The organism is Sphingomonas sp. FW306-05-A, assembly GCF_058782275.1.
The window spans coordinates 380,008-406,727 of record NZ_JBYSXN010000001.1 but is presented as its reverse complement, the minus strand read 5'-3'; the positions used below and the strand labels follow the sequence as shown (position 1 = coordinate 406,727).

General features: G+C 63.7%; 20 protein-coding genes. 8 read left to right on the top strand and 12 right to left on the bottom strand.

The window, feature by feature from the left end; genetic code table 11:
* Nucleotides 1-75: 75 nt before the first annotated feature.
* Nucleotides 76-2,916 (bottom strand): TonB-dependent receptor domain-containing protein, encoded by a 2,841-nt coding sequence (locus tag AC3WJR_RS01865; RefSeq protein WP_492721794.1) that lies wholly within the window; start codon nucleotides 2,914-2,916, stop codon nucleotides 76-78.
* A 276-nt stretch (nucleotides 2,917-3,192) separates the two neighbouring features.
* Here AC3WJR_RS01865 and AC3WJR_RS01860 point away from each other — a divergent pair, with 276 nt between their 5' ends.
* Entirely contained in the window at nucleotides 3,193-4,989 is a 1,797-nt protein-coding gene (locus AC3WJR_RS01860; protein ID WP_492721792.1) for a putative bifunctional diguanylate cyclase/phosphodiesterase, read from the top strand.
* A gap of 138 nt (nucleotides 4,990-5,127) precedes the next feature.
* Here the strand turns inward: AC3WJR_RS01860 and AC3WJR_RS01855 are convergent, their stop codons facing one another.
* The 6 genes from AC3WJR_RS01855 to AC3WJR_RS01830 form a co-directional block, all read right to left on the bottom strand.
* Nucleotides 5,128-6,180, bottom strand: a complete 1,053-nt coding sequence (locus AC3WJR_RS01855) for a hypothetical protein (protein ID WP_492721791.1) — start codon at nucleotides 6,178-6,180, stop codon at nucleotides 5,128-5,130.
* Nucleotides 6,181-6,303: 123 nt separating this feature from the next.
* A complete protein-coding gene (locus AC3WJR_RS01850; protein WP_492721789.1) occupies nucleotides 6,304-7,284 on the bottom strand; it encodes a DarT ssDNA thymidine ADP-ribosyltransferase family protein in 981 nt (326 codons plus the stop codon).
* Nucleotides 7,275-8,186: a macro domain-containing protein gene (locus AC3WJR_RS01845; RefSeq protein WP_492721788.1), complete on the bottom strand. Its 912-nt coding sequence runs from the start codon at nucleotides 8,184-8,186 to the stop codon at nucleotides 7,275-7,277. Before AC3WJR_RS01845 ends, AC3WJR_RS01850 begins: the two co-directional genes overlap by 10 nt.
* 271 nt (nucleotides 8,187-8,457) lie before the next feature.
* Nucleotides 8,458-10,302 (bottom strand): translational GTPase TypA, encoded by a 1,845-nt coding sequence (typA, locus tag AC3WJR_RS01840; RefSeq protein ID WP_492721786.1) that lies wholly within the window; start codon nucleotides 10,300-10,302, stop codon nucleotides 8,458-8,460.
* 159 nt (nucleotides 10,303-10,461) lie between these two features.
* Nucleotides 10,462-11,166, bottom strand: coding sequence for a 2OG-Fe(II) oxygenase (locus tag AC3WJR_RS01835; RefSeq protein WP_492721784.1), 705 nt, complete (start codon nucleotides 11,164-11,166; stop codon nucleotides 10,462-10,464).
* A 239-nt stretch (nucleotides 11,167-11,405) separates the two neighbouring features.
* The gene (locus AC3WJR_RS01830; RefSeq protein WP_492721782.1) at nucleotides 11,406-13,793 is read right to left on the bottom strand and encodes a TonB-dependent receptor; all 2,388 of its coding nucleotides are present in this window, start codon (nucleotides 13,791-13,793) and stop codon (nucleotides 11,406-11,408) included.
* 175 nt (nucleotides 13,794-13,968) lie between these two features.
* On the opposite strand from AC3WJR_RS01830, the gene AC3WJR_RS01825 reads away from it, so the two are divergent.
* Nucleotides 13,969-15,180, top strand: coding sequence for a toxic anion resistance protein (locus AC3WJR_RS01825; protein WP_131526825.1), 1,212 nt, complete (start codon nucleotides 13,969-13,971; stop codon nucleotides 15,178-15,180).
* 4 nt (nucleotides 15,181-15,184) lie between these two features.
* Nucleotides 15,185-15,871 carry a hypothetical protein gene (locus tag AC3WJR_RS01820; protein ID WP_492721780.1) on the top strand — a complete coding sequence of 229 codons (687 nt, stop codon included), beginning with the start codon at nucleotides 15,185-15,187 and terminating at the stop codon, nucleotides 15,869-15,871.
* Nucleotides 15,872-15,949: 78 nt separating this feature from the next.
* Here the strand turns inward: AC3WJR_RS01820 and AC3WJR_RS01815 are convergent, their stop codons facing one another.
* Complete coding sequence (locus AC3WJR_RS01815; RefSeq protein ID WP_354284919.1) at nucleotides 15,950-16,513, bottom strand: PEPxxWA-CTERM sorting domain-containing protein; 564 nt, start codon at nucleotides 16,511-16,513, stop codon at nucleotides 15,950-15,952.
* 674 nt (nucleotides 16,514-17,187) lie between these two features.
* Here AC3WJR_RS01815 and rplK point away from each other — a divergent pair.
* The gene (rplK, locus tag AC3WJR_RS01810) at nucleotides 17,188-17,619 is read left to right on the top strand and encodes a 50S ribosomal protein L11 (protein ID WP_010160412.1); all 432 of its coding nucleotides are present in this window, start codon (nucleotides 17,188-17,190) and stop codon (nucleotides 17,617-17,619) included.
* A gap of 4 nt (nucleotides 17,620-17,623) precedes the next feature.
* Nucleotides 17,624-18,322, top strand: coding sequence for a 50S ribosomal protein L1 (gene rplA / locus AC3WJR_RS01805; protein ID WP_242139452.1), 699 nt, complete (start codon nucleotides 17,624-17,626; stop codon nucleotides 18,320-18,322).
* A gap of 341 nt (nucleotides 18,323-18,663) precedes the next feature.
* Here rplA and sdhA read toward each other — a convergent pair whose 3' ends face one another.
* Genes sdhA through sdhC form a run of 3 tightly spaced genes read right to left on the bottom strand, consistent with a single transcriptional unit; the run spans nucleotide 18,664 to nucleotide 21,276 of the window.
* Nucleotides 18,664-20,466, bottom strand: coding sequence for a succinate dehydrogenase flavoprotein subunit (gene sdhA / locus AC3WJR_RS01800; protein ID WP_492721777.1), 1,803 nt, complete (start codon nucleotides 20,464-20,466; stop codon nucleotides 18,664-18,666).
* Nucleotides 20,459-20,857 carry a succinate dehydrogenase, hydrophobic membrane anchor protein gene (sdhD, locus tag AC3WJR_RS01795; protein WP_354284914.1) on the bottom strand — a complete coding sequence of 133 codons (399 nt, stop codon included), beginning with the start codon at nucleotides 20,855-20,857 and terminating at the stop codon, nucleotides 20,459-20,461. Before sdhD ends, sdhA begins: the two co-directional genes overlap by 8 nt.
* Nucleotides 20,857-21,276 (bottom strand): succinate dehydrogenase, cytochrome b556 subunit, encoded by a 420-nt coding sequence (sdhC, locus tag AC3WJR_RS01790; RefSeq protein ID WP_354284912.1) that lies wholly within the window; start codon nucleotides 21,274-21,276, stop codon nucleotides 20,857-20,859. The genes sdhD and sdhC overlap by 1 nt, the downstream gene beginning before the upstream one ends.
* Before the next feature lie 232 nt (nucleotides 21,277-21,508).
* On the opposite strand from sdhC, the gene AC3WJR_RS01785 reads away from it, so the two are divergent.
* The 3 genes from AC3WJR_RS01785 to AC3WJR_RS01775 are packed head-to-tail and all read left to right on the top strand — an operon-like array spanning nucleotide 21,509 to nucleotide 24,995.
* Nucleotides 21,509-22,852, top strand: coding sequence for a methyl-accepting chemotaxis protein (locus tag AC3WJR_RS01785; RefSeq protein ID WP_492724111.1), 1,344 nt, complete (start codon nucleotides 21,509-21,511; stop codon nucleotides 22,850-22,852).
* A gap of 42 nt (nucleotides 22,853-22,894) precedes the next feature.
* Nucleotides 22,895-24,253, top strand: a complete 1,359-nt coding sequence (locus tag AC3WJR_RS01780) for a methyl-accepting chemotaxis protein (RefSeq protein WP_492721775.1) — start codon at nucleotides 22,895-22,897, stop codon at nucleotides 24,251-24,253.
* A 43-nt stretch (nucleotides 24,254-24,296) separates the two neighbouring features.
* Entirely contained in the window at nucleotides 24,297-24,995 is a 699-nt protein-coding gene (locus AC3WJR_RS01775) for an SDR family NAD(P)-dependent oxidoreductase (RefSeq protein WP_354284908.1), read from the top strand.
* Nucleotides 24,996-25,008: 13 nt separating this feature from the next.
* On the opposite strand, the gene AC3WJR_RS01770 is transcribed toward AC3WJR_RS01775, so the two are convergent.
* The gene (locus AC3WJR_RS01770; RefSeq protein WP_492721774.1) at nucleotides 25,009-26,685 is read right to left on the bottom strand and encodes a glycoside hydrolase family 43 protein; all 1,677 of its coding nucleotides are present in this window, start codon (nucleotides 26,683-26,685) and stop codon (nucleotides 25,009-25,011) included.
* Nucleotides 26,686-26,720 lie beyond the last annotated feature (35 nt).

Sequence of the window (26,720 nt, the reverse complement as noted above, 5' to 3'; positions counted from 1 at the left end):
TACTGCGCCACCTAATGACGACCAACCGGGTCCTTACCCCTGGGTTGTAACCCCAGGGGCAACGAAGCCCGACGTTCAGAACCCGAACGACAGCCGCGCATAGCCGAACTGCCCCGGCAGATCATACGTCGTCGGGTCGAAGTTCGCGCTCTGGCAGGTGAAGCACTGCGGCGGTTCTTTGTTGAAGACGTTGTTGACCCCGACCGTCAGGCGCCAGCGATTGTCCATGAACGCCGGCGACACGTAGACCTGCACGTCGCCGTAGAAGGTCGCACCCATCGTGTGGATGCCGTCACGCTCGTCGACCTTGCTGATGTACCGTCCGGTGAACGACGCGCCATAGCCCAGCGTCGACCAATCGAGCGTCGCGTTGAACTTGAAGCGCGGGTAGGCCTGATCCGGGCTGCCGCGCTCGGTTCCGGCATATTCCTGGACCGGTGCGGCAAGATCGGCGGGCGGCAGGATGTTGTACTTGAGCAGATAGGCAGCGTTGACGGTCAAGCCGACGGTCCCGCCCTGTACGTCCTTCGATCGGAACAGGAACGTTCCGTCAAGCCCTTCGGTCTCGATCCCGTTGAGGTTGAGCAACCGTCCGTTGATCCCCCCGACCTGGCCCGACGGCGTCCGGCGAACCGCGGCGCAGCTGACCGGGTCGGCGTTGAACGCGCAGCGCGTCAGCGTCAGCGTCGCCGGCACTGAATCGATCGCGTTCTTCAGGTCGATCTTGTAGTAATTGACCTCGAGGCTGAGCGCGCGCGCGAACCCGCGTGCCCAGGACGGGCTGTAGACCCCGCCCGCGGTCCAGGTCTTGGAGGTTTCGGGGCGCAACGCGGTGTTGCCTTGCGAGAAAACGCCGAGCTGCCCGCCGGTCGGTTCGGCATAACTGCCGTTCGCGGGAACGCCGTTGGCGATGCAGTTCGCGCGGACGGTCGGGTTAGTCTGGAACGATCCCCCCGCCGCGCTGGTGCACGGATCGTCGATCGTCGCATCGAAGCGCGAGGGACCGGCATAGAGTTCGCCGATGCTCGGCGCGCGCAGGCTTTCCGCGAACCCGCCGCGCAGCAGCACGTCGGCAACCGGCTTCCACAGCCCCGAGGCGGTGAACGTCGTGTTGCTCCCGAACGACGAATAGTTCGAATGCCGGACCGCGCCGTCGACTTCGAGCCGGTTGAAGAACGGCACGTCCTTCAGGATCGGCACGCGCAACTCGCCGTAGATTTCATCGACGTTGAACCCGCCCGCTGCCGGGCTGGTCGGGACGTCCGCACCAAGCCCCGCGACGATGATCGGGTCGGGATCGTAGCTCGCATATTGGTCACGATGTTCGTAGCCGAACGCCACGCCGACCGCACCCGCGGGCAGATCGAACAGTTCACCCGAAACGTTGGCGGTGAAGTCCCACAATTGCTGCAGGCTCTTGTCGCGCTGATCGAACGTCACGTAGCGCAGCATTTCCGGGGTCACCGACCCCGCCCCGCCGATCGTCGCGCCGCCGAAGATGTTGAACGGCACGCACGCCCCCGTGCAATTGGCGACCGGCCCGAGCGCGCGCGCCAGGTTCGCCGCATTGACGTTGCCGGTGAACAATTGGTGCGCGTCGTTGAGGCCGTAGACGCCGTTGACGTCCCAATACCATTTGTGATCGCCGACATGGAACGACCCGTCGAACCCGGCAGTCGCCGAGAAGGTATCGACATCCTGCGTGAACACGCGCTGCCCGCCTTCGACGAAGCGGCGGCGGATCGTCGAGTAATTGGCAGGCGTCCCGTCGGCCCCCGACGACAGCGTCACGCCGAACGGATTATACGGATTGGTCGCATCGATCGAGATGGTGTCGAGCAGATTGCCGTTGCCCGCATCCGGCCCGACGAACAGCGGCAGGAACGCCGCCTGTGTCTGCGAGTGACGATGCGTGTAGATCAGCTTGGTGCGAAAATTGACGTTGTCCGACAGCGCCTGCTTGAAGTTCAGGAACGCGCCATAGCGTTCGGACGGCGTCAGCAGATAGTTGAACGGTGCGAAGTTCCAGCTGTCGGTCGCAGAGGAATAGTTCTTGAAGTCGGTCGGGAACACGCTGTTGCGGCCGATCACGGGCGCGCGGAGCGTATAGCTGCCGCCCAGCACGTCATAGCGTCCGCTCGGCGTTGCGCTCGAGCAGCCCCCTGCGGCGCAGCTCGTGCCCCCCGGCGTCGGCCATTGCGAGATCGCACGGTCCGCCGTGCTCACCCCGCCCTGCCGCGTGTAATTGCCGCCGAACACGACCGACGTGCCGCTGGCCTTGTTCTGGATGCCGTAGCTCGCCTCGTAATTCTGCGTGTGGCCGTCGCCCTGGCGGTAGGTGCCATATTGCGCAGAGGCCTTGAGCCCGACCTGCGATTGTTTGGTGATGATGTTGACGACGCCGGCGACCGCGTCCGACCCGTAGAGCGGGGATGCGCCCGACTGGAGCACTTCGATCCGCTCGATCATGTTGGTCGGCAGCGTGTTGAGATCGACCGATGCGGGAATGCCACCCGCTGCCGATCCGTTGACGAAGCGCAGGCCGTCGACCAGCACCAGCGTGCGCTTGGCGGCGAGATAGCGCAGGTCGATTTCCGCCGAGCCCGAGCTGACGCCCGTACCGTCGGGCGGCCCGCCGACGTTACCCGCATTGTTGACCTTGGTGTTGAGCCCGCCCGCCGCACTCGGCAGCCGCTGGAGCACGTCGGCGACCGAGGTCAGCCCGGTCCGCGCGATCGAGGTCTGGTCGACCGTGACGACCGGCTTGTCGGAATCGAGCGGGCTGCGGCGGATGCGCGATCCGGTTACGACGATGTCGACATCGCCCGATGCGGACTCCTCCGGCGTGGCGACCTGCGCCTGCACCGGTACCGCCGCCAATAACGCAACGAGCACCGACGCGCTCGTTCCCCACATCCTGTTCAATCCGGTTTTGCGCACGATGATTGTTTCCCCCTTTGATGCGTCCGAGACATCATTCCCTCGTCTCGTATACGATTTTGCAACTATGTTTCGTAACGTGACAAGCGGGATCGCATTGCGCTGCAACATTTCCGAAACACCTGTGCCCAAAAGGATACAGTCGACGGATAATCCTATCATCCGAAAGGATGGTGCCGAATCGGAAGTTATGTTAACTTACGTCACTTATGAGAATCTTAGGGGGGAGGACTGAGCGAACGGAGTGTTTCGATGCGTATCCATGACGAAGTCGCTCGGCTCGATGCCCTGCGAGCGCTGAACCTGCTAGACACGCCGATCAGCGAGAGCTTCGACCGCATCACGCGGATGGCGGCGCAGATCTTCGGACTGCCGATCGCAGCGATCTCGCTCACCGATACCGATCGCCAGTGGTTCAAGTCGCGCGTCGGCGTCGATCACCAGTCGATCCCGCGCGCCGGCGCCCCTTGCGCGGCAGTCGCCGAAACCGCCAGCGCGGTCGTCATCTCCGATCTGGTCGCCGACCCGGAGTATATCGACACCCCGCTCTTCCATCAGGGCATCCGCTTCTACGCCGGCGCACCGCTGGTGACGAGCGACGGATATGGCCTCGGCGCGCTCTGCGTGCTCGGCAGCGAGCCGCGCGACACTACCCCTGAGGAAGTCGCGGCGCTCACCGATCTTGCGGCGATGGTGATGGCGCAGATCGAACTGCAACATGCGTTCGGCCGGATCGACCCGATCAGCAACCTCCCCAACCGCACGCAATTCCTCGAGGATCTCGACGATCTCGCGCGCGAACATCCGGGCGAGCTGCGCTTTGCGGTGCTGGTCGATATCGCACGGTCCGAACAGGTCGGGAGCCTGATTCGCGTGATGGGCACCACTTCGTTCGACGAGTTCATCCGCTCGGCCGGGCAGACGATCGTCGATTTCATCGGGCCGGACCGTCAGGCCTATCACGTCGGCGAAACCCAGTTCGCGCTGGTGTCGGAAGCGGGCCATTCGCTCGACAGCTACAAGACGACGCTCGCTGCCGGGATGCGCGCGACGACGCGCGGGTCGACGCTGCGCTACGTGACGACGCCGATCGCGGGGGTGGTGCCGTTCCGCCTCGGCCAGATGCGGTCGCGCGACGTCCTGCGTGCGGCGCATAGCGCGGCGCAGGATGCACGCGGCAGCGATGGCGCGATCGGCATCTATTCCGCCGCAATGGATCGCCCGCACCTGCGCAATTTCGACCTGCTGCGCGCCTTTGGCGAGGCGCTCGAACAGCCCGGGCAGCTTCGCCTCGCCTATCAGCCGCGGATCGATCTTGTCACGGGCCGGTGCGTCGCGGCCGAGGCGCTGTTGCGCTGGGAGCATCCCGAGCTTGGCAGCGTGTCCCCCGGTGAATTCATGCCGGTGATCGAGAACACCCCGCTCGCGCGCGACACCACCGCTTTGGTGTTCGATACCGCGCTCGCGCAGATCCGCGAATGGCACCTGTCCGGGCTGCGCATTCCGATCGCGATCAACATCTCGGCGGCGAATCTCGAGGAGGAGGATTTTGCGATCAACCTCGAGCTCGCGCTGCTCAAGCATCGCGTCCCCGCGCAGATGGTCGAGCTCGAACTCACCGAAAGCGCGGTGATGGAGGACAGCGGGCGCGCGATCGACCGGCTGGAGGCGATCCGCGCGCTCGGTGTCCGCATCGCGATCGACGATTTCGGGACCGGCCATAGCAGCCTGTCCTATCTCCAGCGGCTCCCCGTGCAGATCGTCAAGATCGACCAGTCGTTCATCCGCGGCATGGCGGGCGGCGACGAACGCGACCGCATCCTGGTCCGCACGATGATCACGCTCGCGCATCAGCTCGGGCTGCGCGTGGTCGCCGAAGGGGTCGAGAGCGCCGCGGTCGACGCAGCGCTTGTCGCGCTCGGTTGCGAGGAAGCGCAGGGCTTCTTCTACGCGCGCCCGCTGGACGCGTCGGCATTCGCGAGCTGGTACGACCGGTTCAACACCGGCCACCCGACGATCGCACCGACGGCCCCGCGCGCGGTCGCCTGACCACCGACGGCTGTCCTAGGCACCGCCCCTCCCCGCTGATCCCCGGCCCCGTCCGGCGCGATCGCGGTCGGGAACCCCGGCACGACGCCGGTTCGCCGACCTCGCGCGGACCGAACGCAACAGGATCGGACAGGCGATTCACCCGGCCGAGTCTTCCGGCGCCACCGCCCCCGGCAGTTCGGGCAGCTCCACCCCGGCACAGGACCAGGGCAGTTCGTCCAGGAATCGCGGGTCCATCCCCACGTCCGCGCCCAGCCCTTCCTCGTAATATTCCGCATCGCCGAACGCGTCCGCGGGATTGTCCGCATGGCTCGGCTCGAACTGCCCCCAATGCTGTTCATCGCGCCACCCGACCTTGACCAGCCCCGGCCGTCCGTCGTCGAGCGCCTGCGCGATCGCATCGTCCCCGCCGGCCTTGAGCCGCGCATCGCCTTCGCGCCGCCGCGCCGCACAGGCCTCGACCGCTTCCGCGATCGCCGCGGCCGCGGTCGCGTCGAGCGTCACCCCGGCGAAGTCGTGGAGCGCCGCCGCCAGCGCATCCTGCCGCTCGGCCCGCTCGGTCGCGCCGGTGTCGTGCGGTTCGCCCGCATCGCCTTCCACAGCCGCCACGAGCTGCCCGCGCGCATCCCGCCCCCGCCCATTCCGCCCAGGCCCAACGCGCCCGCGCGTCACCGTCCGCACCGTGGCGGAGGCCTGCGCGACCGCGGTCCCTTCCGCATCCGCATTCCCCGTACGTGCGCCCGCCATCGCGGCGGCGCTGTAATAAGCGATGGTGGTGCGGCGCCCCTCGGCGTCATGGCCATAATGGCGCAGGCAGAACATCAGCAGCGCGTCATTGGTCTTGCGGCGATAGCCCATCAGCCGCCCGCCGACGAACACCGGCACCTGATACCCCTCGATCGCGCGTTCGAATGCAATGTCCTTCAGCCGCTGCAACCCGAAATCGAGCGCGGCATCCCACGCCCGGCGGAATTCCTCCGCGCCGGGCGCGCGGCGCAGCGTGTAGCAATTGGCCTGCGCCATGTTGACCATCGCGGCGGCGCGGCTGACGCAGCCGGTATCGGCGAGCGCCTCGATGAACGCCTTCTGCCGCTCGGGAGTCCAGCCATCATGCCGGTATTTGCGCGGCACGGGCGCGAAATCGGGAAGATCCGGCCGATCGCTGCGCGCGACGGGGGTGCGGTTCTGCATGGCGCTGCCTCCTGTTGGGGTGGTGGCGTGCAGGGTAGGCAAAGTGGGGGCGTGTAGGACAGGGGTTTGTGCTGGGTTTGTTCTTAGCAGTTCGTTGCGGCACGGTAAGCTAGTAAAATGGATTTAGAAGAGCGCCGGCCCAAGCGGAATGTGAGCGTCGTACGCAAGATTGTCCTCTATTTCCACGCGTACGCGATACAGCCCATCGTCAAAGGCGTGGTTATAGATCCAACGACCTTGCGGGGGGGCGGCTTGCAAATCAGAGTTGTCGAACCGTACAATAAATGGCCCTCCCGCTTGCCATACTTGGATCGAGACTTTTACGCCGCGACGATCAGCGCGGGGATTGAGCGAGAACGTTACCCCCTCCCGCGTCATGCCGATCTCCTGCACGAAGCTGTATCGCTTCTCCGAAACTTTAAGTGCGTCGGAAACGTGGCAGCGCGCAGCCCAGTGCGACCGACGGTTACCCAGTAAGTTGAGGAGGGTATCGCGCTCCGGCTCCGACCGAAAGAAGACTGCTTTTAAGCAATGCTCGAGATCGAGCGGCGATTGTGGCAGTACCTCGGCGCAGCGGTGGTAGATGATGCTCTCGTCACCCCCCATTGGCCCTTCGTGATAGACTTTATCAAAAGGTATCGCCGCAAAATATGCTTCATCATCACTAGGTATAGCGTCTGCACGTTGCATATTACGATCGCAAAATTGCGTATTGGGCATGGTCAGAATGCGCTGCGCGTCGAGGATAAACATTACTAGTACTGGAGCATGGGTCTCATCACCGAACCGACATTCCCCTGATTTACGAATACCTTCTATATGGTACTGCGTTGGGGTTTTGGGACGAAAGTAAAGCCGCACTCGCTCATGTGCATGTAAACGCGCAGCGTTAACTTCGCGTGCCGCGATATCGCGAGGCTGCAGGTTTTCAGGGTCGTTTCGTGACCGCAGCATACCGGAAGTGAGAATTGCCGCGGCATTTTCTAATGGGGCGTGATGAAATAAGCATTCCGGCCAATAGCGCCGATGGTTATACCAAGGTTGATTAAGCTGACCCTGCCAATAATTGATGTGCGTGGCTACGAACGGTTCGCTTAGTGCCATCCGAAGGCCGTCTGTCCTAGCAGGGGCGCCACAGGCGACAAGCTCTGCGAACCCGGTACGCGTTCAATAGCTAGTTCAGGAGAGTTGGCACCCCGCCGCTGAATTTCGATCGGCCTAATTCCAGGGATGAGACTGAGCAGGCTAACCATTTGGCTACCAGCGTCTCTTGCTGTCCAAGCGGCGAGTTCGCGTGTCACCACTCCCGACTGAAGTTCGAGCCATACTCCCCGTAAGGCTTCCTCCTCGAACTGCCAATGCGCACCGTCTGCCTCAATCTCAAGCGCATCCGGCCCGGTCATCGCCGCCCGGAACGGCACATTATTATCAAGCTCAACCAGTTGATCACCGCCTATGTCGACAATCTGGTGCAACGACTGGAGAAAGCCTTCGAAAGAAGGGGCCGCCGAACCTGTACGGCGCACTGCATTAGCTATCGTCTCGAGATGCTCAGGCAGCCCGATATCCTTAGTGTAATCATGAATATACACTTTGATAGCTAGTTTGCCGAGGTAATGCTCCATTATTGGCTGCACCTCTTCCCAATCGAGATTGCCGTTGCCGCAACCAAGCTTGGGGAAGGAAACCTCCGTAATCCCTTGTGATTCGTAGGCTGCGACGAACTTTCCGAGCCCCTCTTCGATCCATTCAATTTTAGACGGGTTGCGCCAGTGAACCTTCGTAGGAAAGTTGAGAACCCAGTTATGCGAGCCGCGCCATAGCCAAAGCTTTCCCGGCTCAAGCTGGTTCTGCTCACAAATGCGTTTGTAAGCTGCGAACATTTGAGGTTCGCGCTGCTTAAACCCTTCTGCAAGCCCTTTGCCCATCACGCCAACGCAGTTCACGGTATTAACTAGCGTTTGGGCGCTGGATTCAAACAGACTGGTACGACGGTAGATTAGCATAAAGTTCCGGGCCAATCGCGGCGAGGGATGTCGGTTTTCTTTCGAACCATCCTACCGCACTAGAGAACATATCGTGAACCGATCATACCTGCGATCGGGTTCGTTGTCCAGCATGGCAGGAAGCGTCTGGGTGGACGCACACGTCCCAGAGATGCGTTTGTATTTCCCCTGCACGGAGTGACCACATAGCAATCGTCAGGTTCGGCAAAGACAAAAAAGGCCGGGTGCTTTCGCACCCGGCCTCCATTCTAGCCCCTAAAGACCCGCAACGTCAGCTGCTCAGCTTCGCCCGCGATGCGCGCTTGCGCTCGTTCGCATCCAGGAAGCGCTTGCGCAGACGGATCGACTTCGGCGTCACCTCGACCATCTCGTCATCGTCGATATACGCGATCGCCTGCTCCAGCGTCGCGCGCTTCGGCGGGGTCAGGCGGACCTGGTCGTCCTTGCCGCCGCTCGCGCGGAAGTTGGTCAGCGCCTTGGTCTTCATCGGGTTGACCTCGAGGTCGTCCGGCTTGGCGTTCTCGCCGACGATCATGCCCTCGTACAGCGCCTCGCCGTGGCCGACGAACAGGATGCCGCGCTCTTCGAGCGGACCCAGTGCGTAGTTATTGGCTTCGCCCGACCCGTTCGAGATGAGCACGCCGTTCTTGCGGCCCTCGATGTTGCCCTTGAACGGGCCATAACGCTCGAACAGGCGGTTCATGATGCCGGTGCCGCGCGTGTCCGACAGGAACTCGCCGTGGTACCCGATCATCCCGCGCGACGGGGCGGAGAAGGTGATGCGCGTCTTGCCGCCGGTCGAAGGCCGCATGTCGGTCATCTCGGCCTTGCGCAGGTTCATCTTCTCGACGACCGTGCCCGAATATTCCTCGTCGACGTCGATGATGACGGTCTCGTACGGCTCGGTCTTCTTGCCGTCCTCGTCCTCGTTGAACAGCACGCGCGGGCGACTGATGCCGAGCTCGAAGCCCTCGCGGCGCATCGTCTCGATCAGCACGCCGAGCTGGAGTTCGCCGCGCCCTGCGACTTCGAAGCTATCCTTGTCGGAAGCCTCGGTCACCTTCACCGCGACGTTGCTCTCGGCTTCGCGGAACAGGCGCTCGCGGATCATGCGGCTGGTTACCTTGCTGCCTTCACGGCCCGCCATCGGCGAATCGTTGACCGCAAAGCGCATCGACAGCGTGGGCGGATCGATCGGCTGCGCGTGGAGCGGCTCGGTCACGCTGGTGTCGGCGATCGTGTCGGCAACCGTTGCCACCGAAAGACCGGCGAGGCTGATGATGTCGCCGGCCTTGGCTTCGTCGACCGGCACGCGGTCGAGCCCGCGGAACGACATGATCTTGGAGGCGCGGCCGGTCTCGATGATCTTGCCGTCGTTGTCGAGTGCGTGGATCGGCTGGTTGACCTTGACCACGCCCGAGTTGACGCGACCGGTCAAAATACGACCCAAAAAGGGGTCACGATCGAGCAAAGTGACTAGAAACGTGAACGGAACGCCTGCAACTTCGACCTTGGGCGGGGGCACATGCGCTACAATCGTCTCGAACATCGGGATCAGCGTGCCTTCGCGCGCGTCCATGTCGGTCGAGGCATAGCCGTTGCGGCCCGATGCGTAGAGCACGGGGAAATCGAGCTGTTCGTCGTTGGCGTCGAGCGACACGAACAGGTCGAACACTTCGTCGAGCACTTCCTGGATGCGCGCGTCGTTACGATCGACCTTGTTGACGACGACGATCGGTTTCAGGCCGAGTGCCAGTGCCTTGCCGGTGACGAACTTGGTCTGCGGCATCGCGCCTTCCGACGAATCGACCAGCAGGACGACGCCGTCGACCATGCTGAGGATGCGCTCGACTTCGCCGCCGAAATCGGCGTGGCCGGGCGTATCGACGATGTTGATGCGGATGCTTTCGCTCTCACCGGGCGGAGTCCAGTCGACCGAGGTCGGCTTGGCGAGAATGGTGATGCCACGCTCTTTTTCCAAGTCATTGGAATCCATAGCTCTTTCTTCAATCCGCTGGTTGTCGCGGAAGGTGCCGGATTGGCGGAAGAGCTGGTCGACCAAGGTCGTTTTGCCATGATCGACGTGTGCGATGATGGCCACATTGCGGAGGCTCATGGGTGTCTCGTTGCTAAAATCGGGAAAAGGATCGCGTGCCCCTAGCGGAAAGCGTGCGTTGCAACAAGGGCGGGGTCGAAACGAACGCGGGCCGGGCGGCGCGTGCGCCCCCCGGCCCGATGCCCCTGTAGGGTGGGCCCCTGTAGGGTAGGCTGTGTTTCAGATCCGCTTGAGCCGGCGGCGAACCACCGGCGGGACCCAGTCGTCGAGGAAATGCTTGCTCCGGATCCGCCAGTCGACCTGATCGGTCGATTGCGGGCGCACCTGGAACGCGGTGGTCCGCTTGGGGACGCGATCGAGCCCGCCTTCCACCGCCTTGTAATAATAGAGCGCCATCGACCGGCGCGACAGTTCCGGCGGGCACATCACTGGGTCCGGCTGGCCGTGGTAGCTGTCGAGCGTGGTCGTGAACACGACCGCACGCCCGAGCACCGGCAACACGCTGACCTCACGCGTCTTCATGCTCTTGTCCCACAGTTCGAGATTGCCGCCGTAGCTCTCCTCCCAGTTTTCGTTAAGATAGATCAGCAGATTAAGCTGGCGCACGACATTGAGCCGGACATGCTGGTTGAAATCGGCGTGAACCCCCAGATGGCCGCCACGCTTTGTCTCGTGCAGCCCGCCGCCGACGAACGACGGATCGACGATCAGCCCGCTGATCCCGGTCATCTCCTCCAGAAAGCCGACAAACGCGTCGCTGTTGAACGCGCTGAACAGGCTGTGCGTAAGGGGCCCACCCCATTCGCTCGGCGGATACTGGTACTTCAACCGCTCCTGCGAACGGTCGAAATACGTCTTGCCCTCCGATTTGGGGAACTCGGACAAGACCTTGCGCAACAAGTCTGGGCTCAGGAAGTCGTCCATGACGATACTTGGAAACGGGCTGGCCGATACATATCGCTCATGCAGCGACTTCCCGACCGAACGGCACTTCTCTTCGTCGAAAAGTACCACATCCGATTCGATCGTAGGATCAAGTACCGCCATAAAACGCCCCCGTTTATTGTGGAGGAAGTTTACCCTATTCGAATGATGCCAGCAATATATCGTTACGGTACCGGGGCGCCTATTTGGGTAACTAAGCCAGGCACTGACCCCATTACTTAGAAACGCCCGCTGAGTTCCACCCCGTAGACTTGGGGTTCGCCGCGAATGTAGGTCGGTATCCCGAACCCACCCCCGGTATTCCCCGCATCGATCAGATATTTGCGGTTGAGCAGATTCCGCGCGAACCCGCCGATCGCATATTTGCCGTTCTCCAGTTCGATGCCGGCGCGGATATTGACCAGCGCATAGGCGCCCTGGCTGATCGCCGCACTGTTGGGCAGCTCGAAGAACTGGCTGCTCTGATAGGTGACGGACGGCGTGGCGTAGAGCGTCATCGTCTGCACCGGCACGCGGATCGTCGCGCCGCCCGAGGCGGTATATTGCGGCTGCAACCGGAAGCGCGCGCCCGAATAGACGCCGTAGCTGGCGTTCTTGGCGATCTTGCCGTCGACATAGGCAAAGTTGCCGAACAGCTGGACGAAGCGGCCGAGCTTGAGGTTGCCCTCCGCCTCGACACCCGGGCTGCGCGCCTTGCCAGCGCTTTGCGTGGTGGTGATGCCGTTGTTGGTCACCGACACCTGGAAGCCGTTATAGTCCTGATAGAACGCGCCGAGCGACCCGGTGAACGGGCCGATCTTGCCCTTGATCCCGCCCTCGTAATTCCACACGACTTCTTCGGGGACGATCTGCAGGTTGGGAACGACCTGCCCGCCCACGCTCGCCGCGGCAAGCTGAACGACCGGCGAGCGGCGACCCTTGCTGACCGTCGCATAGAGGTTGATCGCATCGGTCACGCGGTACAGCAGATTGGCGCGCGGCAGGATCGCGGAAAAGCTTCGCACCGCGTTGAAGATCGTGCCATTGGTGTTGGCGGTCCCGAGCAAGCTGCTGCGCACCCCCAGCCCCGCGAGGATCACCGAATTTGGCTGGACCGAGCTGTAGCCCGACTTGCGCTGCTCGATCAGCACGCGCGCACCGGCGGTGATCTCGAGCTTCGGGCTCGGGATCCACGTGCCGTCGGCGAACATGGAATAGGTCGTGTTGGTGCCGTAGTTGGTGAACACCGACTGATACGGGATTTGCGTCGCCGCCCCGCGCGTCAGCACTGCGGTCGCGCGTGCCGCGGTCACCGTGCCGTTGGGCGCAACGCAGCCCGACACCCCGTTCGCCGCAAGCGCGGCGCGGACGCCGGCATAGGCCGACGACACCGAACAGCCGAGATACGTGCCTTCTTCGGTCGAGAAGGGAACACGTTGCAGATTGTTCTCGAACAGCGCGTTCCAGCCGAACGACGCGTGATAGGTGTCGCCGGTGAAGTTAAAGCGGCCTTCATGGCTCCACTGGTCGCCGCGCGCTTCCTCGCCGAATTCAAGGTACCAGGCGGGGCCGCCGTCGGCATCGAACACTTCGTTGCTGTTGAACTTGCGATAGCCGTTGACGGTGGTGAAGCTGACGCCCGGCGACAGCTGATAGGTCACGGTCAGATTGGCATCATAGACATCGCGCTTGAGCCCGAGCTTGCGCGCACCGAGCACCGTCTCGCTGTACGGCGAGCCCGACAGCTCGGCGTAGGCATAGTCGCCGCCATTGCCCCCGGTGGGTGCCAGTGCGCGCGAGCGGAAGGCGGTGCCGGGGTTGCGCTGGCCGTCATAGCTCAGCACCAGATTGGCGGTCAGCCGGTCGGTCGGTGCCCAGCGCAGCGACCCGCGAATACCGCGCTGGTCCTGCCCGTTGAGATCGTCCTGGTCGACCTTGCCCTGGTTCTGGTTGGCGACCTTGGGGTCGCCCGCGATATTGCGGACGAAACCGTCGTGATGCTTGTACGCAAACGCCAGTCGCCCGGCGAGCGTATCGTTGCCGAAGTTGACGAAGCCGGACACCTGCCCGCGATTGTAATTGCCGTACGATCCGATCAGCTGGCCGGACGTTCCGGCGCGTGCCGGGGCGGAGATCATGTTGACTGCGCCGACTGCGGATGCCGTGCCGAACAGCGTCGCCTGCGGCCCCTTGACCACTTCGATCCGCTCCAGATCGTACAGATCCTGATACGCGCCGCGCGTCCGCGAGATGTCCACGCCGTTATAGTAAAGCGAGACGCGCGCGCCCTGTTGCGACGATCCGCTGTCCGAGGTGATCCCGCGGATGACGAAGCCCGGATTGTTGGCGCTCTGCTCCTGGATCCGCAGCCCCGGAATGTAGAGCGCAACCTCGGCGAGCGAATTCACCCCCAGTTCCGCCATCCGCGCGCCGGTCACGGCACTGACGGTCATCGGAACGTCCTGGATGCGCTGCTCGCGCTTCTGCGCGGTGACGACGATGTCGCCGCCCCCGACCGCCTGAGCGTCGGGCTGGGCCGCGGGCGCGGCGAGAGCCTGGGCGAGCGCCGCCGACGAACAGCAACCGAGCAACGCCGCAGATGCCGCGAACGTGATGAACTTACGCATGATATTGATTCCCCTTATGCGGCGCTGCGGTATGCGGGAGGTGTTGCGATACGGAGACGAAGACGTTGCACTTCCGTTACAGTTGACCGGTTTCGTGTGTAGTGTTGCGTTAATACACTTGAAGCGCCGGGGGATCGGCGGCATTTATCAGCGACGCGTAAGTGGGAGATTGACGATGGCGACGACTGCACCGACCGATACGGATGCCGCAGCGTCCGGGCTGGTCCTGACGCCGCCCGATCCCGTTCCCGTGCTCGCGCCCGAAAAGGCCGTCGGCCTGGTACCGATCGAAGACGGTGTCCGCAGCAAATTGCAGGACAAGGTCGCGGGCTTTGTCGACGATCTCGTCGCGCAGGACGTCAATTCCCCCGAATTCGGCAAGCGTGTCGATGCGATCGCCGCGATCGGCCAGAAGGAAATCCGCGCCGCCGCCGAGCAGTCCAACCGCTTCCTCGACCGTCCGGTCAAGGCGATGGACGGTGAGACCGGGGTGGGTGCGGACCTGACCGAGCTTCGCCGCACGATCGAAAAGCTCGACCCTTCGACCAACAGCAAGCTGATCTCGAGCCGGGGCATCATGTCCAAGCTGTTCGGCGGCAGCATCAACACCTATTTCGACAAATACCGCTCCTCGCAGTCGCACATCTCGGCGATCCTCAAGACGCTCGCGCGCGGTAAGGACGAGCTGCTGATGGACAATGCCGCGATCGATACCGAGCGCAGCAACCTGTGGACCGCAATGGGCCGCCTCGAGCAGATGATCGTGCTGTCTAAGGAAATGGACGCGCGGCTTGAGGACAAGGCGAACGACCTCGACCATAGCGATCCCGCCAAGGCAAAGGCGATCCGCGAGAGCGCGCTGTTCTACGTCCGCCAGCGCACGCAGGATCTGCTGACGCAGATGGCGGTGACGGTGCAGGGCTATCTCGCGCTCGACCTCGTCAAGAAGAACAACGTCGAGCTGATCAAGGGCGTCGATCGCGCCTCGACCACCACCGTATCCGCGCTGCGGACTGCGGTGACGGTCGCGCAGGCACTCGCCAACCAGCGGCTCGTGCTCGACCAGATCACCGCGCTCAACACGACCACCGCAAACATCATCGATGCGACCGGCAAGCTGCTCAAGTCGCAGACCGCGACGATCCACGAACAGGCCGCCGCCTCGACCATCCCGGTCGAGACGCTCCAGCGCGCGTTCCAGAACATCTACGACACGATGGACGCGATCGACTCGTTCAAGCTCAAGGCGCTGGACTCGATGAAGACTACGGTCGGCACACTGTCGAACGAAGTCGAGAAGTCGAAGGGCTATATCGCCCGCGCCGAGGGTGCCGCGCAGAACCGGCTGTCTGGCCCCGGCGACACGTTCAAGCTGGAAGCGGAGTGATCCGATGACCGACGTCGATCGCCAGGTCGCACGCGCGGGGCAAGTGCTGGACCGGACGCGGGCGGAGCGCGCAGCGCAGCGCGGGCGGCGGCGCGCGGCGACGAGCCTCGCGCGGCGCGTGGGCTATGCCGCGGCGGCCGATCTCGCGATCCTGGTCGCCGCGATGACGATCGGCTGGTTCGTCCCGATCGGCATGGGCGGCGCCCTGATAGTGGTCGCGCTGATGGCGGTCGTCACCGCGACGTTGCTGTTCGCCAGCCTGACGCCGAAGGTCCGGGTCGAACAGTTGCACGCGGTGCCGCTCAAGGCGCTGCCGCAAATGACCGAGCAATGGCTCGAGACGCAACGCGCGCTGCTGCCCGCCCCTGCGCAGACGCTGGTCGACGGCATCGGCGTCCGGCTCGAAGCGCTCGCACCGCAGTTGCAGACGCTCGACGAGCAACAGCCCGCCGCGACCGAAGTCCGCAAGCTGGTTGGCGAGCAACTCCCCGAGCTGTTGCGCGATTATGCCAAGGTTCCCGCGGCGCTCCGCACGGTCGAACGCAACGGTCGCTCCCCCGATGCGCAGCTTGCCGATGGCCTTCGCCTGATCGACGAGGAAATCGGGCAAATGTCCGCGCAACTGGCGCAGGGCGATCTCGACTTGCTCGAGACCCGCGGGCGTTTCCTCGAAATCAAATATCGCGACTGATCCCACGGATCGTCGCAGGGCAAAAAAATACCGCCGTCCCGATTGGGACGGCGGTATCTCTACCCGAAGGTATGACGCTTAGGCGTAGGTGACCTTGGTCGACGAACGCTTGTACGAGCGCAGGCCGAAACCGATCATGCCGAAGCCCATGAGCATCATGCCCCAGGTTGCGGGCTCAGGAACTGCCGAGACCGAGAAGGTGTACGAGCCACCGTTGTCACGGTAGTTGTCGTCGGCAACGCCGAACGACAGAACGCTTGCGTTCGCCTGCGACAGGCCCGTGTTCAGCACGAAGCTGTAGGTGTTGTTCGCGCTGTACGCCGGAACCATGCCGTCGAGGATCGAGTTCGCAACAGCCTGGTTGCGCGTTGCGCCGGTCGAAGCGAACGAACCCGCGGTGTAGGCCAGCTGGTACAGACCCGAGTTGCGAGCCTGCGAAACCGTCTGGTAGAACGCGTCGTTGACGGTGTTGCCGTTCGAGAAGCCGGTGCCGCTGACGGTCACGCGAACCTGACCGAAGTAGGTGCCCGTGGTGGTCGCGCCGGTCGGCGTGTTGAAGGCGGCGGTGAGGTTCTCGGCAGCGAATGCCGGAGCAGCCGTTGCAAGCAGCGCGACCGCTGCTGCGCTCAGAATTTTCTTCATACTCGGTACCCTTATCCTATTGCTGGTCCAGTTGGACACGCAAACAAGGTTAACAAGTTTCGTGCCAAGCCCAGAAATGCGCGCTTTTCGGCGCTGCAGTGCAGCAGAATGTCAGGGATCCGCGGCGTTCGCTCCCGCAAATCCGGCATTTCGCCGGGGATGAAATAGCGCTCATGATCCCATGTCGTCCCGATCCGGGAATATCGTGTACGCGCTGTAAGGGAAAGCGACACCGTTAATAGATCTGAATAATATCAATGTATAAATATCGCTTCTTGGCAGAACACTACGTCCATCTCGGGCGGCACCGAGCACATGACCGATAGATTTATTGGAGGTCACGCGGGCGCTTTGCCGACATCCGACCAGGAAACGCGTATGCGGCATGGAGCCGAAACCCTGACACCATGCACCAACGCCGTGACTTGGTCGCGCCGCTCACCGCACTTACCACATGCTCGGCCAAGCCGTCGATTGCAGCTACTGTAACGCTAGCCTTCCGCGCGCTTCACGTTGCATTGCTGCACCCGTTCGGCTATGCGCACGCCCTTCCAACGAGACATCGATGGATTTTGCGGGAGGCGGCTCTTTATCGAGGCGTCGCTTGGACCGCTAAACTTGAACCGGGCCAAGGTGTTTCGATGCCTTGCCCCCTGACAGAGTGAGACCGCCTTATGGCAAAGAAGATTACAGGCTACATCAAGCTTCAGGTGCCGGCCGGCAAGGCCAACCCGTCGCCCCCGATCGGTCCTGCGCTGGGTCAGCGCGGCGTTAACATCATGGAATTCTGCAAGGCGTTCAACGCGTCGACCGGTGACCAGGAAGTCGGCACGCCGCTCCCCACCGTCATCACCGTCTATGCCGACCGCAGCTTCTCGTTCGAGACCAAGACGCCGCCCGCGACGTTCCTGATCAAGAAGGCCGCTGGCCTCAAGTCGGGCTCGAAGGAGCCGGGCAAGACGGTTGCCGGCAAGATCAAGCGCTCGCAGCTTTCGGAAATCGCGACTGCGAAGATGAAGGATCTCAACGCCAACGATATCGACGCGGCAACCCGCATCATCGAAGGCTCCGCCCGCGCAATGGGCCTCGAAGTGGTGGAGGGCTGAGATCATGGCAAAGCTGACCAAGAAGGCAAAGACGCTCGGTTCCGCAATCAACAGCGAGAAGCTGTACGGCGTCGACGAAGCAATCGCGCTGGCCAAGACCCACGCAACGTCCAAGTTCGACGAGACGATCGAAGTCGCGCTCAACCTCGGCGTCGATCCGCGTCACGCGGACCAGATGGTCCGCGGTGTCGTCACGCTGCCCAAGGGCACCGGCAAGACGGTTCGCGTCGGCGTGTTCGCCAAGGGTGCCAAGGCTGACGAAGCCCGCGCCGCTGGTGCAGACGTCGTCGGTGCGGAAGACCTGATGGAAATCGTCCAGGGTGGCACGATCGATTTCGATCGCTGCATCGCGACCCCGGACATGATGGGCGTCGTCGGTCGCCTCGGTAAGGTGCTCGGTCCCAAGGGCCTGATGCCGAACCCGAAGCTCGGCACGGTCACGATGAACGTCGCTGAAGCGGTCAAGGCAGCCAAGGGCGGCCAGATCGAATATCGCGTCGAGAAGGCCGGGATCATCCACTCGGGCATCGGCAAGGCATCGTTCACCAACGAGGACCTGCGCGCGAACTTCGACGCACTGGTCGACGCGGTGGTCAAGGCCAAGCCGTCGGGCGCCAAGGGCAAGTATGTCCGCAAGGTCGCCGTCAGCTCGACGATGGGCGCAGGTATCAAGGTCGACACTGCCGAGGTTTCGGCGGCGTAAGCCTGATCTGCTACTGAACTGCGAAAGGGCCGGGGGAAACCCCGGCCCTTTTTGCATGGCCCCGCATCGGCAAATGCCGCCCCCTTTCGACGACCAGCGGTCGCGGGTTTAGCGCCCTGCCTGACAGCGGCGGGGTTGCAACAACACAACGGCTAAATGGTAAAAGCGGGCTTCGTTTCGATGCCCTGCACTCCTCAACCTGACATTGGCCAGGGAGGCGTTCACGGGAAGCGGACCACGCTCCCGGATCTATGCCGCATCAGGGCATTCGCACGTCACCTCGACGGCCTGTGCCGCCCTCCCAGCCAAGGCGGGGAAGACGGCACCGTCGGTGGCGGATATCAGTAAACGCGCTTCTTCGGCTTGATGTACTCGACGTCGTCGGTGAGCGTGAAGTCGTGGACCGGGCGATAGCCGATCTCGACCTTGCCCGCCTTGCCGCCCCATCCCGCGAAGGTCGCGGTGGTGTGCTTCATCCAGTTCGCGTCGTCGCGGTCGGGATAATCCTCGTTGACGTGCGCGCCGCGCGATTCCTGCCGGTTGGCAGCGCTTTCCATCGTCACGACCGCCTGCGCGAGCAGATTGTCGAGCTCGAGCGTCTCGACCAGATCGGTGTTCCAGATCAGCGAGCGATCGGTGACGCTGACGTCCTGCAGGCGGGCGTAGGTCGACGCGATCTTGGTCTGCCCCTCGCCGAGCAGCGCATTGTCGCGGAACACCGCGCAATGCTTCTGCATCGTGCGCTGCATCTCGGTCCGGATCTGCGCGGTGGGCGAACTGCCCTTGGCGTTGCGGAACGTGTCGAGACGACCGAGCGCCATCTCTTCCGACCCCTTGGGGAGCGGATTGTGCGGCGTGTTCGGCTTGAGCGTCTCCTTGAGCCGAAGCCCGGTCGCACGACCGAACACGACCAGATCGATCAGCGAGTTGGAGCCGAGGCGGTTCGCGCCGTGGACCGAAACACACGCCGCTTCACCGACCGCGAACAGGCCGGGGACGACCGAGTCAGGGTTGCCGTCGCGCAGGTTGACGACTTCGCCGTGATAGTTGGTCGGGATGCCACCCATGTTGTAATGGACGGTCGGCGTCACTGGCAGCGGCTGGCGCGTCAGGTCGACGTTGGCGAAGATCTTGCCCGTCTCGGTGATGCCCGGAAGCCGCTCTGCCAACACCTTGGGATCGATGTGATCGAGGTGGAGGAAGATGTGGTCCTTATGCTCGCCGACACCGCGGCCTTCACGCATCTCCAGCGCCATCGACCGCGACACGACGTCGCGCGACGCAAGGTCCTTCGCCGACGGAGCATAACGCTCCATGAAGCGCTCGCCCTCGGAGTTGGTGAGATACCCGCCCTCGCCGCGCGCACCCTCGGTGATCAGGACGCCTGCGCCGTAGATGCCGGTCGGGTGGAACTGGACGAACTCCATGTCCTGCAGCGGCAGACCAGCGCGCAGTACCATCGCATTGCCGTCGCCAGTGCAGGTGTGCGCCGAGGTCGCCGAGAAGTAGCAGCGGCCATAGCCACCCGTCGCCAGCACGACCGTGTGCGCACGGAACCGATGGATCGACCCGTCGTCCATGCACAGCGCGATCACGCCGCGGCAGACGCCGTCTTCCATGATCAGGTCGAGCGCGAAATACTCGACATAGAAGTCCGAATTATACTTGAGGCTCTGCTGGTACAGCGCGTGAAGCATCGCGTGGCCGGTACGGTCGGCAGCGGCAGCGGTGCGCTGGACCGGAGGTCCCTCACCCATGTTCTGCATGTGCCCGCCGAACGGACGCTGGTAGATCGTCCCGTCCTCGTTACGGCTGAACGGCACGCCGGCATGTTCCAGCTCGTACACCGCAGCCGGTGCTTCGCGGACCATATATTCGATCGCGTCCTGGTCCCCGAGCCAGTCGGAGCCCTTGACGGTGTCGTACATGTGCCACGACCAATGGTCGGGCGAGTTGTTGCCGAGGCTCGCCGCGATGCCGCCCTGCGCGGCAACCGTGTGGCTGCGCGTCGGGAACACCTTGGTAATGCACGCGGTCTTCAGGCCGCTTTCCGCGATCCCCATGGTCGCGCGCAGGCCGGAGCCGCCCGCGCCCACGACGACGGCGTCATAGGTATGGTCGATGATCTTATATGCCTCAGGCATGCGGCACTCCGGTGGTAGCGGTGAAGGCGACCTTGAGGATCGCGAAAATGGCGATGCTGGCGGTCACGACAGTGAAGAAGTTGAGCGCGACCATTGCGATGACGCGGCTTTCTTCATGCTGGTAATCCTCGATCACCACCTGCAGCCCGAGCCGGAAGTGGTAGAAGACCGAGGCGATCAGCAGCACCATCGGGATGGCAGCCCAGCTCGACGACAGCCAGGTGTGGACGGTGTCGTAATCATAAGCGGGCAACCGCAGGATCGCGATGAAGAACCACAGCATCAGGAACAGGTTGGACGCGGCGGTCAGCCGTTGCTGCCACCAGTGATGCGCGCCTTCCTTGGCGCTGCCGAGACCGCGGACGCGGCCGAGTTCGGTGCGATAAGCCATTATTTGAACCCCAGGATATAGACCCACACGACCAGCGTTGCGGCAACCGAGAAGATCATCGTCGCCATAGCACCGGTCTTGTTGCGCTTGAGTTCATAGCCTGCGCCCGCATCCATCACGAAGTGCCGGATGCCGGTTGCCATATGCTGGAAGAACGACAGCGTCAGCCCGATCCCGACGATGTAGCCAAGCGCGCCCCCGGCGAATTCGCCGAACACGTGATGGAACGTGGCGTAGCTTTCCGCCCCGCCCGAAATCGCCGCCAGCCACCATACCATGACGAGCGTGCCGACGGTTGCCATGCCGCTGCCGGTGACGCGATGAAGGATCGAGACCGTCATATGCGGTCCCCATTTCCAGATGCTCAAGTGCGGGCTCAGCGGTCGAGCGCGTTTGGTCGTGGGTGTCGTGCTGGCCAAGGCGGCGTGTCCTCATCAATTGCAGGGTCGATTGCGGATCGAATGCGGGTTGGTGCCCTCTTAATCCGACGAGCCGATGATGCAAGGATTCTGGCTGATACCGCAGATGCATCCGCTGCAATCATCCGTAATGCCGGTTACGCCGCGTTAACCAGGGAGAGGTAGTCAAGCGAAGGGCGTTTCGCGCGCCGGCCATGCCACAGACGGAGCGTCAACCTTGAACCCCCATGAATTGCCCGCCCCCGGTGCCGTTGCCGCGACGATCGACCTCCGCGCCCGCCTCAGCGCGTTCGACTTCGACCACAGCCTCGAGGCCGCTGCGCGCGACGTCTGGACGATCCTCGAACCCGATGCGGGGGAAATCGCGCTTGCCTTCTGGGGCCAGTGGCGGCGTGCCGGTCTGGGCGAAAGCAATTGGCAGCCTCATGAAGAGGCCAAGATCGTCGAACTGGGAGTCGCCTATCTGCGCAACCGGTTCTGCGACGTCAGCGGGCGCGCGTGGGTCGAATCGATGGAGCGCTCGGTTGCGGCGGGCTACGCCGCGGGTGTTTCGACGATGGCCTTGTTGTCGATGACCTGCGCCAGCGATCGCGCCGCCCTCACCATCCTGTTCAATCGTCTTGAGACCAGCGACCCACGCCTGCCGACGTTCATCGACACCGTGCTCCGGCTGACGGGACTCGAAAGCGAGATTACCGTCGAGATCTACAACGCCTTTCGCGCCCATAGCGCCGCAGACGAACGGGAGCGGCTTGCCACCGAATTTCGCGAGGGAATCGCGCTTACGGTCGAGCAGGCGACGCAGGAATCGGAAGTGCTGCGCGGCCAGTCCGTCCGCACGTCGATGTCGGCACGCGGCATGCTCGGCAAGACCAGCGAAGTCGCTGCGGCCGCGGAACAGTCCGCCGTCGCGATGCGGGAAGCCGCACAGACCGCCGCGGGCCTGATTCGCGCGATCGAAGATGCACGCACCGAAGTCGAAGCCGCCGCGGAGATCGCGAATCGCGCATCGACCCAGGCCGGCGCCGCAGTCGGCATGTCAGAAACGCTGAGCGATCATGCCAAATCGATCGAATCAATCCTCGGACTGATTCGCGACATCGCGGGGCAAACCAACCTGCTCGCGCTCAACGCCACGATCGAAGCGGCACGTGCCGGCGACGCCGGGCGCGGCTTTGCGGTGGTGGCGCAGGAAGTGAAGAGCCTCGCCAGCCAGACCGCGCGCGCGACCGACGACATCGCCGCCAAGATCGCCGCGATCCAGTCCGCCACGCGCTCCACCGTCGAGACCAACGCGTCGATCAAGTCGACCGTCACCGAAGTTCAGGAAAGCGCCAATCGCATTCGCCATGCGATGGAAGCGCAGGCGCAGACCGTCACCGCGATCACTGCGGCGGTCGACGAGACCGCCCTCGCCGCGGATTCGATGTCGAACACGATCACCGCGATCCGCGAGGATACCGAAACCGTCGCTTCCGAGATCGATCGCGTCGGTCGTGGGTTTGATTCGCTCGATCACAAGCTCGGCGCGCTCAAGAACAGCGCCGGCGAGTTCGTCGCGAAGGTCGCCGCGTAACGCGGCCAATCAGATATAGCGTAGGTCAGGGAGTCAGCCGGAATGGCCAATCAAGTGGGCGGGTGGAGCGGGGAGAACCGATCCACCGCCGAGCGCGTCGCGGATTACGATTGGGACAATACGCTCCTGGCGGCCGGGGCGGAAATCGCAGAGCTCATCGCCGGCAACGAAGTGTCGATCTCTCAGACGTTCTGGAAGCATTATCTCGCGCTGCCGATGTCGGCGCACATCCGCCCGATGTTCGACGAAGCCTATCTTGCTGCAAGTGTCGCCGACAGCGCACGGTACACTATCGCGAAATACTCGGCACCACATGGCGACGAATGGGCACAGATGGCGACCCATCACGTCGCGCGCTCGCAGAAGGCGGGCATCCCGTTGCAGGCGTTGCTGGCGTCATTGAGCTTCGCGCACAGCTGCACGCTCGGCCTGATCGAAGCCAAGCTCGGCACGGGCTCGCCCCGCTTCCGCGCGCTGGCGGATGCGGTGCAGCGGCTGGCACTGGTCGAGGCCGACATCATGGCGTCGCACCTGGGAACGCACGATGCCCAGCGCAGCCGCGCCGAACGTCGTGATCGATCGGCGCATTTCAGCGAAACGATCGCGACATCGATCGAAGGCACCGCGGCGCTCGGCAATCGTCTGCGGGTGCAGGCGCAGGGGGCGGCCTATTCGACCCGTGGGATGACCAGCAAGACGAGCGAGGTCGCCGCCGCCGCCGAACAATCCGCCACCGCGATGCGCGAGGCCGCGCAGACAGCCGCCGGGCTGATCCGTGCAATCGAGCGGGCGCGCACCGAAGTCGAGGCGGCGACCGCGATCGCGACTCGCGCCTCGACCCAGGCAGGGACCGCGGTATGCATGTCGGAAACGCTCAGCGACCATGCCAAGTCAATCGAATCGATCCTCGGGCTGATCCGTGACATCGCGGGACAGACAAACCTGCTCGCCCTCAACGCGACGATCGAGGCCGCGCGCGCGTGCGATACCGGACGCGGCTTTGCGGTCGTCGCGCAGGAAGTCAAAAGCCTCGCCAGTCAGACCGCGCGGGCGACCGACGACATTGCGGCGAAAATCGCTGCGATCCAGTCCGCGACACGGTCGACCGTCGAAACCAACGCGTCGATCAAGGCGACCGTCGGCGAAGTCCAGGAAAGCGCGAACCGCATCCGCGATGCGATGGCGGCGCAGGCGCAGACGGTGACCGCGATCACCGCGGCCGTCGACGAGACCGCACTCGCCGCCGATTCGATGTCGCATACGATCGTCGCGATCCGCGAGGACACCGATCACATCGCCGGAGAGATCGACACGCTCGAACGTGAATTCGGCAAGGTGGACGATCAGTTGAACGTGTTGAAGCGTGCGGCCGACACTTTTTCGGCCAGCGTGGCGGCCTGACGCGAGGGTTGGTTCGCGCACCTGTCCCGGATAAGGCTGGCGAATGACCAACATTCTCCTCACCGGTTCATCGCGCGGGATCGGTGCCGCGATCGCGGCAAAGCTCGACCGGCCGGATGTCGCGCTCATCGGGCATGGCACGCGCAGCGGCATTCCGGCGGACTTTTCCGATCCCGCGGCACCGCGCGCCCTTTGGGACGCGGCGCTCGAGCGGCTTGGCGGCACGATCGACGTGCTGATCAACAACGCTGGCGTATTCGATGCCAATCCGATCGATCGCGATGATGACGCATGGGTCGCCGAATGGGACCGCACGATGCGTATCAACCTCACCGCTTCCGCCGAATTGTGCCGACTGGCGGTGCTCCACTGGCAGGGCCGCGGCGTCGGGGGGCGGATCGTCAACATCGCAAGCCGGGCGGCCTATCGCGGCGATTCGCCCGCGCACTGGCATTACGCCGCGTCGAAGGCGGGCATGGTCGCGATGACCAAGAGCATCGCACGCGGCTATGCCGGCCAGGAGATCCTGGCGTTCGCGGTGTGCCCGGGGTTCACGATGACCGGCATGGCAGAAGACTATCTGTCGAGCCGCGGTGGCGACAAGCTGCTCGCGGACATTCCGCTCGGGCGCGTCGCGATGCCCGACGAGATCGCGGACGTCGCGCGTTTCCTCGCGCTGGAAGCACCCGCGTCGATGACGGGCGCGGTGATCGACGTGAACGGCGCGAGCTACGTACGGTAGCAGCGAAACGACGTTATCGTGGTCCCTGCGCGAACGGGCCGATCATCGTGCCGACGAATCCGCCCGCCTTGTTGGTGCTGAGGTTGGTCGCATCGACGTCGGGCGCGAGCGTAACCCACTGCTTGCCCACCGCATAAGCAAGATCGTACCGTCCCCCGCGCGCGGCGATCCGCAGGCGCACCGGTCCACTCGCCGACACCGCCCGCTCCGCGACCGTCACGCCGGTGCGTGGTTCGTCCTTGCCTGCGCGGCGGGCGGCGCGGACGAAGGTCTTGCCGTCGTGCCGCGTCAGCGCGATCGTCAGGAAATAGGCGTCGTTCTGGACCGCAGCGAGCCCTGCCATCGCCCCCTCCTCCGGCGCGAACCGAACCGAGGTCGTCACGCTGGCGACCGCATGTTCCTGGCGACGCGCGACGAAAGCAGGCTTGCCGAAGTCGCCGATCCCGTCGGCGCGCGGATCGAGCAGTAACTCGCGTCCGGCCAGACGATACGGGGCACCCCGCATCGTCATCCATTCCAGCCCGAGCCGTGGCCCGACGAAGTCGGTGCGGACCGAATACGTCCCCGTAAACGGGGTGGTTCCTGCAACCGCCATCGGCAACGGCGCGCGCACCACATAGGGCACGTTCTGGCCCTTGGGCAGGATCACCGGCCAGCCGTTCGACCAGTCGACCGGGAGCAGGAACGTCTCACGCCCAATATTGTAATAGTCCTTCGCATAGGGCCGCGTTCCTAGGAAGATCGACCACCAGCGTCCGTCTGGAAGCTGCACCAGATCGGCATGTCCGGTCGCGCTGATGGGGTTGGGCCGCGTGGCGGGCTGGTTGCGCTGCGACAAGACCGGATTGATGTCCTTCGGTGCAGGGACATAGGGCCCCGTGACCGAGTCGGAGCGGAACACGACCTGGCTGTGGTTGACGCTGGTGCCGCCTTCTGCGGCCAGCAAATAATAGGTGTTCTTGACGCGGTAGATATGCGGCCCTTCGATCCACACCGGCTTGGCCGACAGGTCCACCCCGCCGTTGACGACCATCTCGGGGTTGCCCATCATCTTGAGCGCGACCGGATCGAACTGTTCGATCCACAGCGCGCGGTGGCCGTCATACGTCGACCCACCGACTGGCTCGCGGTTGTTGATCATCCACGCCTTGCCGTCGGTATCGAAGAAAAGAGACGGATCGATCCCCTCGACCGTGGGCAGGAAGACAGGATCCGACCACGGCCCCGCCGGGTTGGTCGCGGTGATGACGAAATTGCCGCCGCACTGCACGCAGGTGTTGACGATGTAGAACCGCCCGGCGTGATAATTGATCGCGGGGGCAAACACGCCCTCGGACATGCCGCGCCCGGTGAAGTCGAGCTGGCCCGGCCGGTCGATCGCATTGCCGATCTGCCGCCAGTGGACGAGGTCACGGCTGTGGAACACCGGGATGCCGGGGAACCACGAGAAGGTCGAGTTGACGAGATAATAGTCCGCCCCGACCCGCACGATGCTCGGATCGGGATGATAGCCCGCGAGGATCGGATTGCGGTAGCTGCCTACAGGCACCGCCGCGCCGTCGGTGCCCTGATACTCGACCCAGCCGAACCGCGCAGGCCCCGCAGCATTCGCGCCAGCGGCACACAGCATCGTCGCCGCCGCCAGCGCGAGACGCACGGCACGGGTCGTCGTCGAAATCGGTCGGGACATGGCAGCATCCTCAGTCTCGCCTTGCGAATGGCGTC

Coding starts and splice junctions, on each gene's coding strand:
- AC3WJR_RS01770 (WP_492721774.1), bottom strand. CDS start 26,685: ATGTCCCGACCGATTTCGACGACGACCCGTGCCGTGCGTCTCGCGCTG.
- AC3WJR_RS01865 (WP_492721794.1), bottom strand. CDS start 2,916: ATGTGGGGAACGAGCGCGTCGGTGCTCGTTGCGTTATTGGCGGCGGTA.
- AC3WJR_RS01850 (WP_492721789.1), bottom strand. CDS start 7,284: ATGGCACTAAGCGAACCGTTCGTAGCCACGCACATCAATTATTGGCAG.
- sdhA (WP_492721777.1), bottom strand. CDS start 20,466: ATGCCTGAGGCATATAAGATCATCGACCATACCTATGACGCCGTCGTC.
- AC3WJR_RS01845 (WP_492721788.1), bottom strand. CDS start 8,186: ATGCTAATCTACCGTCGTACCAGTCTGTTTGAATCCAGCGCCCAAACG.
- typA (WP_492721786.1), bottom strand. CDS start 10,302: ATGAGCCTCCGCAATGTGGCCATCATCGCACACGTCGATCATGGCAAA.
- sdhD (WP_354284914.1), bottom strand. CDS start 20,857: ATGGCTTATCGCACCGAACTCGGCCGCGTCCGCGGTCTCGGCAGCGCC.
- AC3WJR_RS01775 (WP_354284908.1), top strand. CDS start 24,297: ATGACCAACATTCTCCTCACCGGTTCATCGCGCGGGATCGGTGCCGCG.
- AC3WJR_RS01830 (WP_492721782.1), bottom strand. CDS start 13,793: ATGCGTAAGTTCATCACGTTCGCGGCATCTGCGGCGTTGCTCGGTTGC.
- AC3WJR_RS01855 (WP_492721791.1), bottom strand. CDS start 6,180: ATGCAGAACCGCACCCCCGTCGCGCGCAGCGATCGGCCGGATCTTCCC.
- AC3WJR_RS01820 (WP_492721780.1), top strand. CDS start 15,185: ATGACCGACGTCGATCGCCAGGTCGCACGCGCGGGGCAAGTGCTGGAC.
- rplK (WP_010160412.1), top strand. CDS start 17,188: ATGGCAAAGAAGATTACAGGCTACATCAAGCTTCAGGTGCCGGCCGGC.
- AC3WJR_RS01815 (WP_354284919.1), bottom strand. CDS start 16,513: ATGAAGAAAATTCTGAGCGCAGCAGCGGTCGCGCTGCTTGCAACGGCT.
- rplA (WP_242139452.1), top strand. CDS start 17,624: ATGGCAAAGCTGACCAAGAAGGCAAAGACGCTCGGTTCCGCAATCAAC.
- AC3WJR_RS01780 (WP_492721775.1), top strand. CDS start 22,895: ATGGCCAATCAAGTGGGCGGGTGGAGCGGGGAGAACCGATCCACCGCC.
- AC3WJR_RS01825 (WP_131526825.1), top strand. CDS start 13,969: ATGGCGACGACTGCACCGACCGATACGGATGCCGCAGCGTCCGGGCTG.
- AC3WJR_RS01835 (WP_492721784.1), bottom strand. CDS start 11,166: ATGGACGACTTCCTGAGCCCAGACTTGTTGCGCAAGGTCTTGTCCGAG.
- AC3WJR_RS01860 (WP_492721792.1), top strand. CDS start 3,193: ATGCGTATCCATGACGAAGTCGCTCGGCTCGATGCCCTGCGAGCGCTG.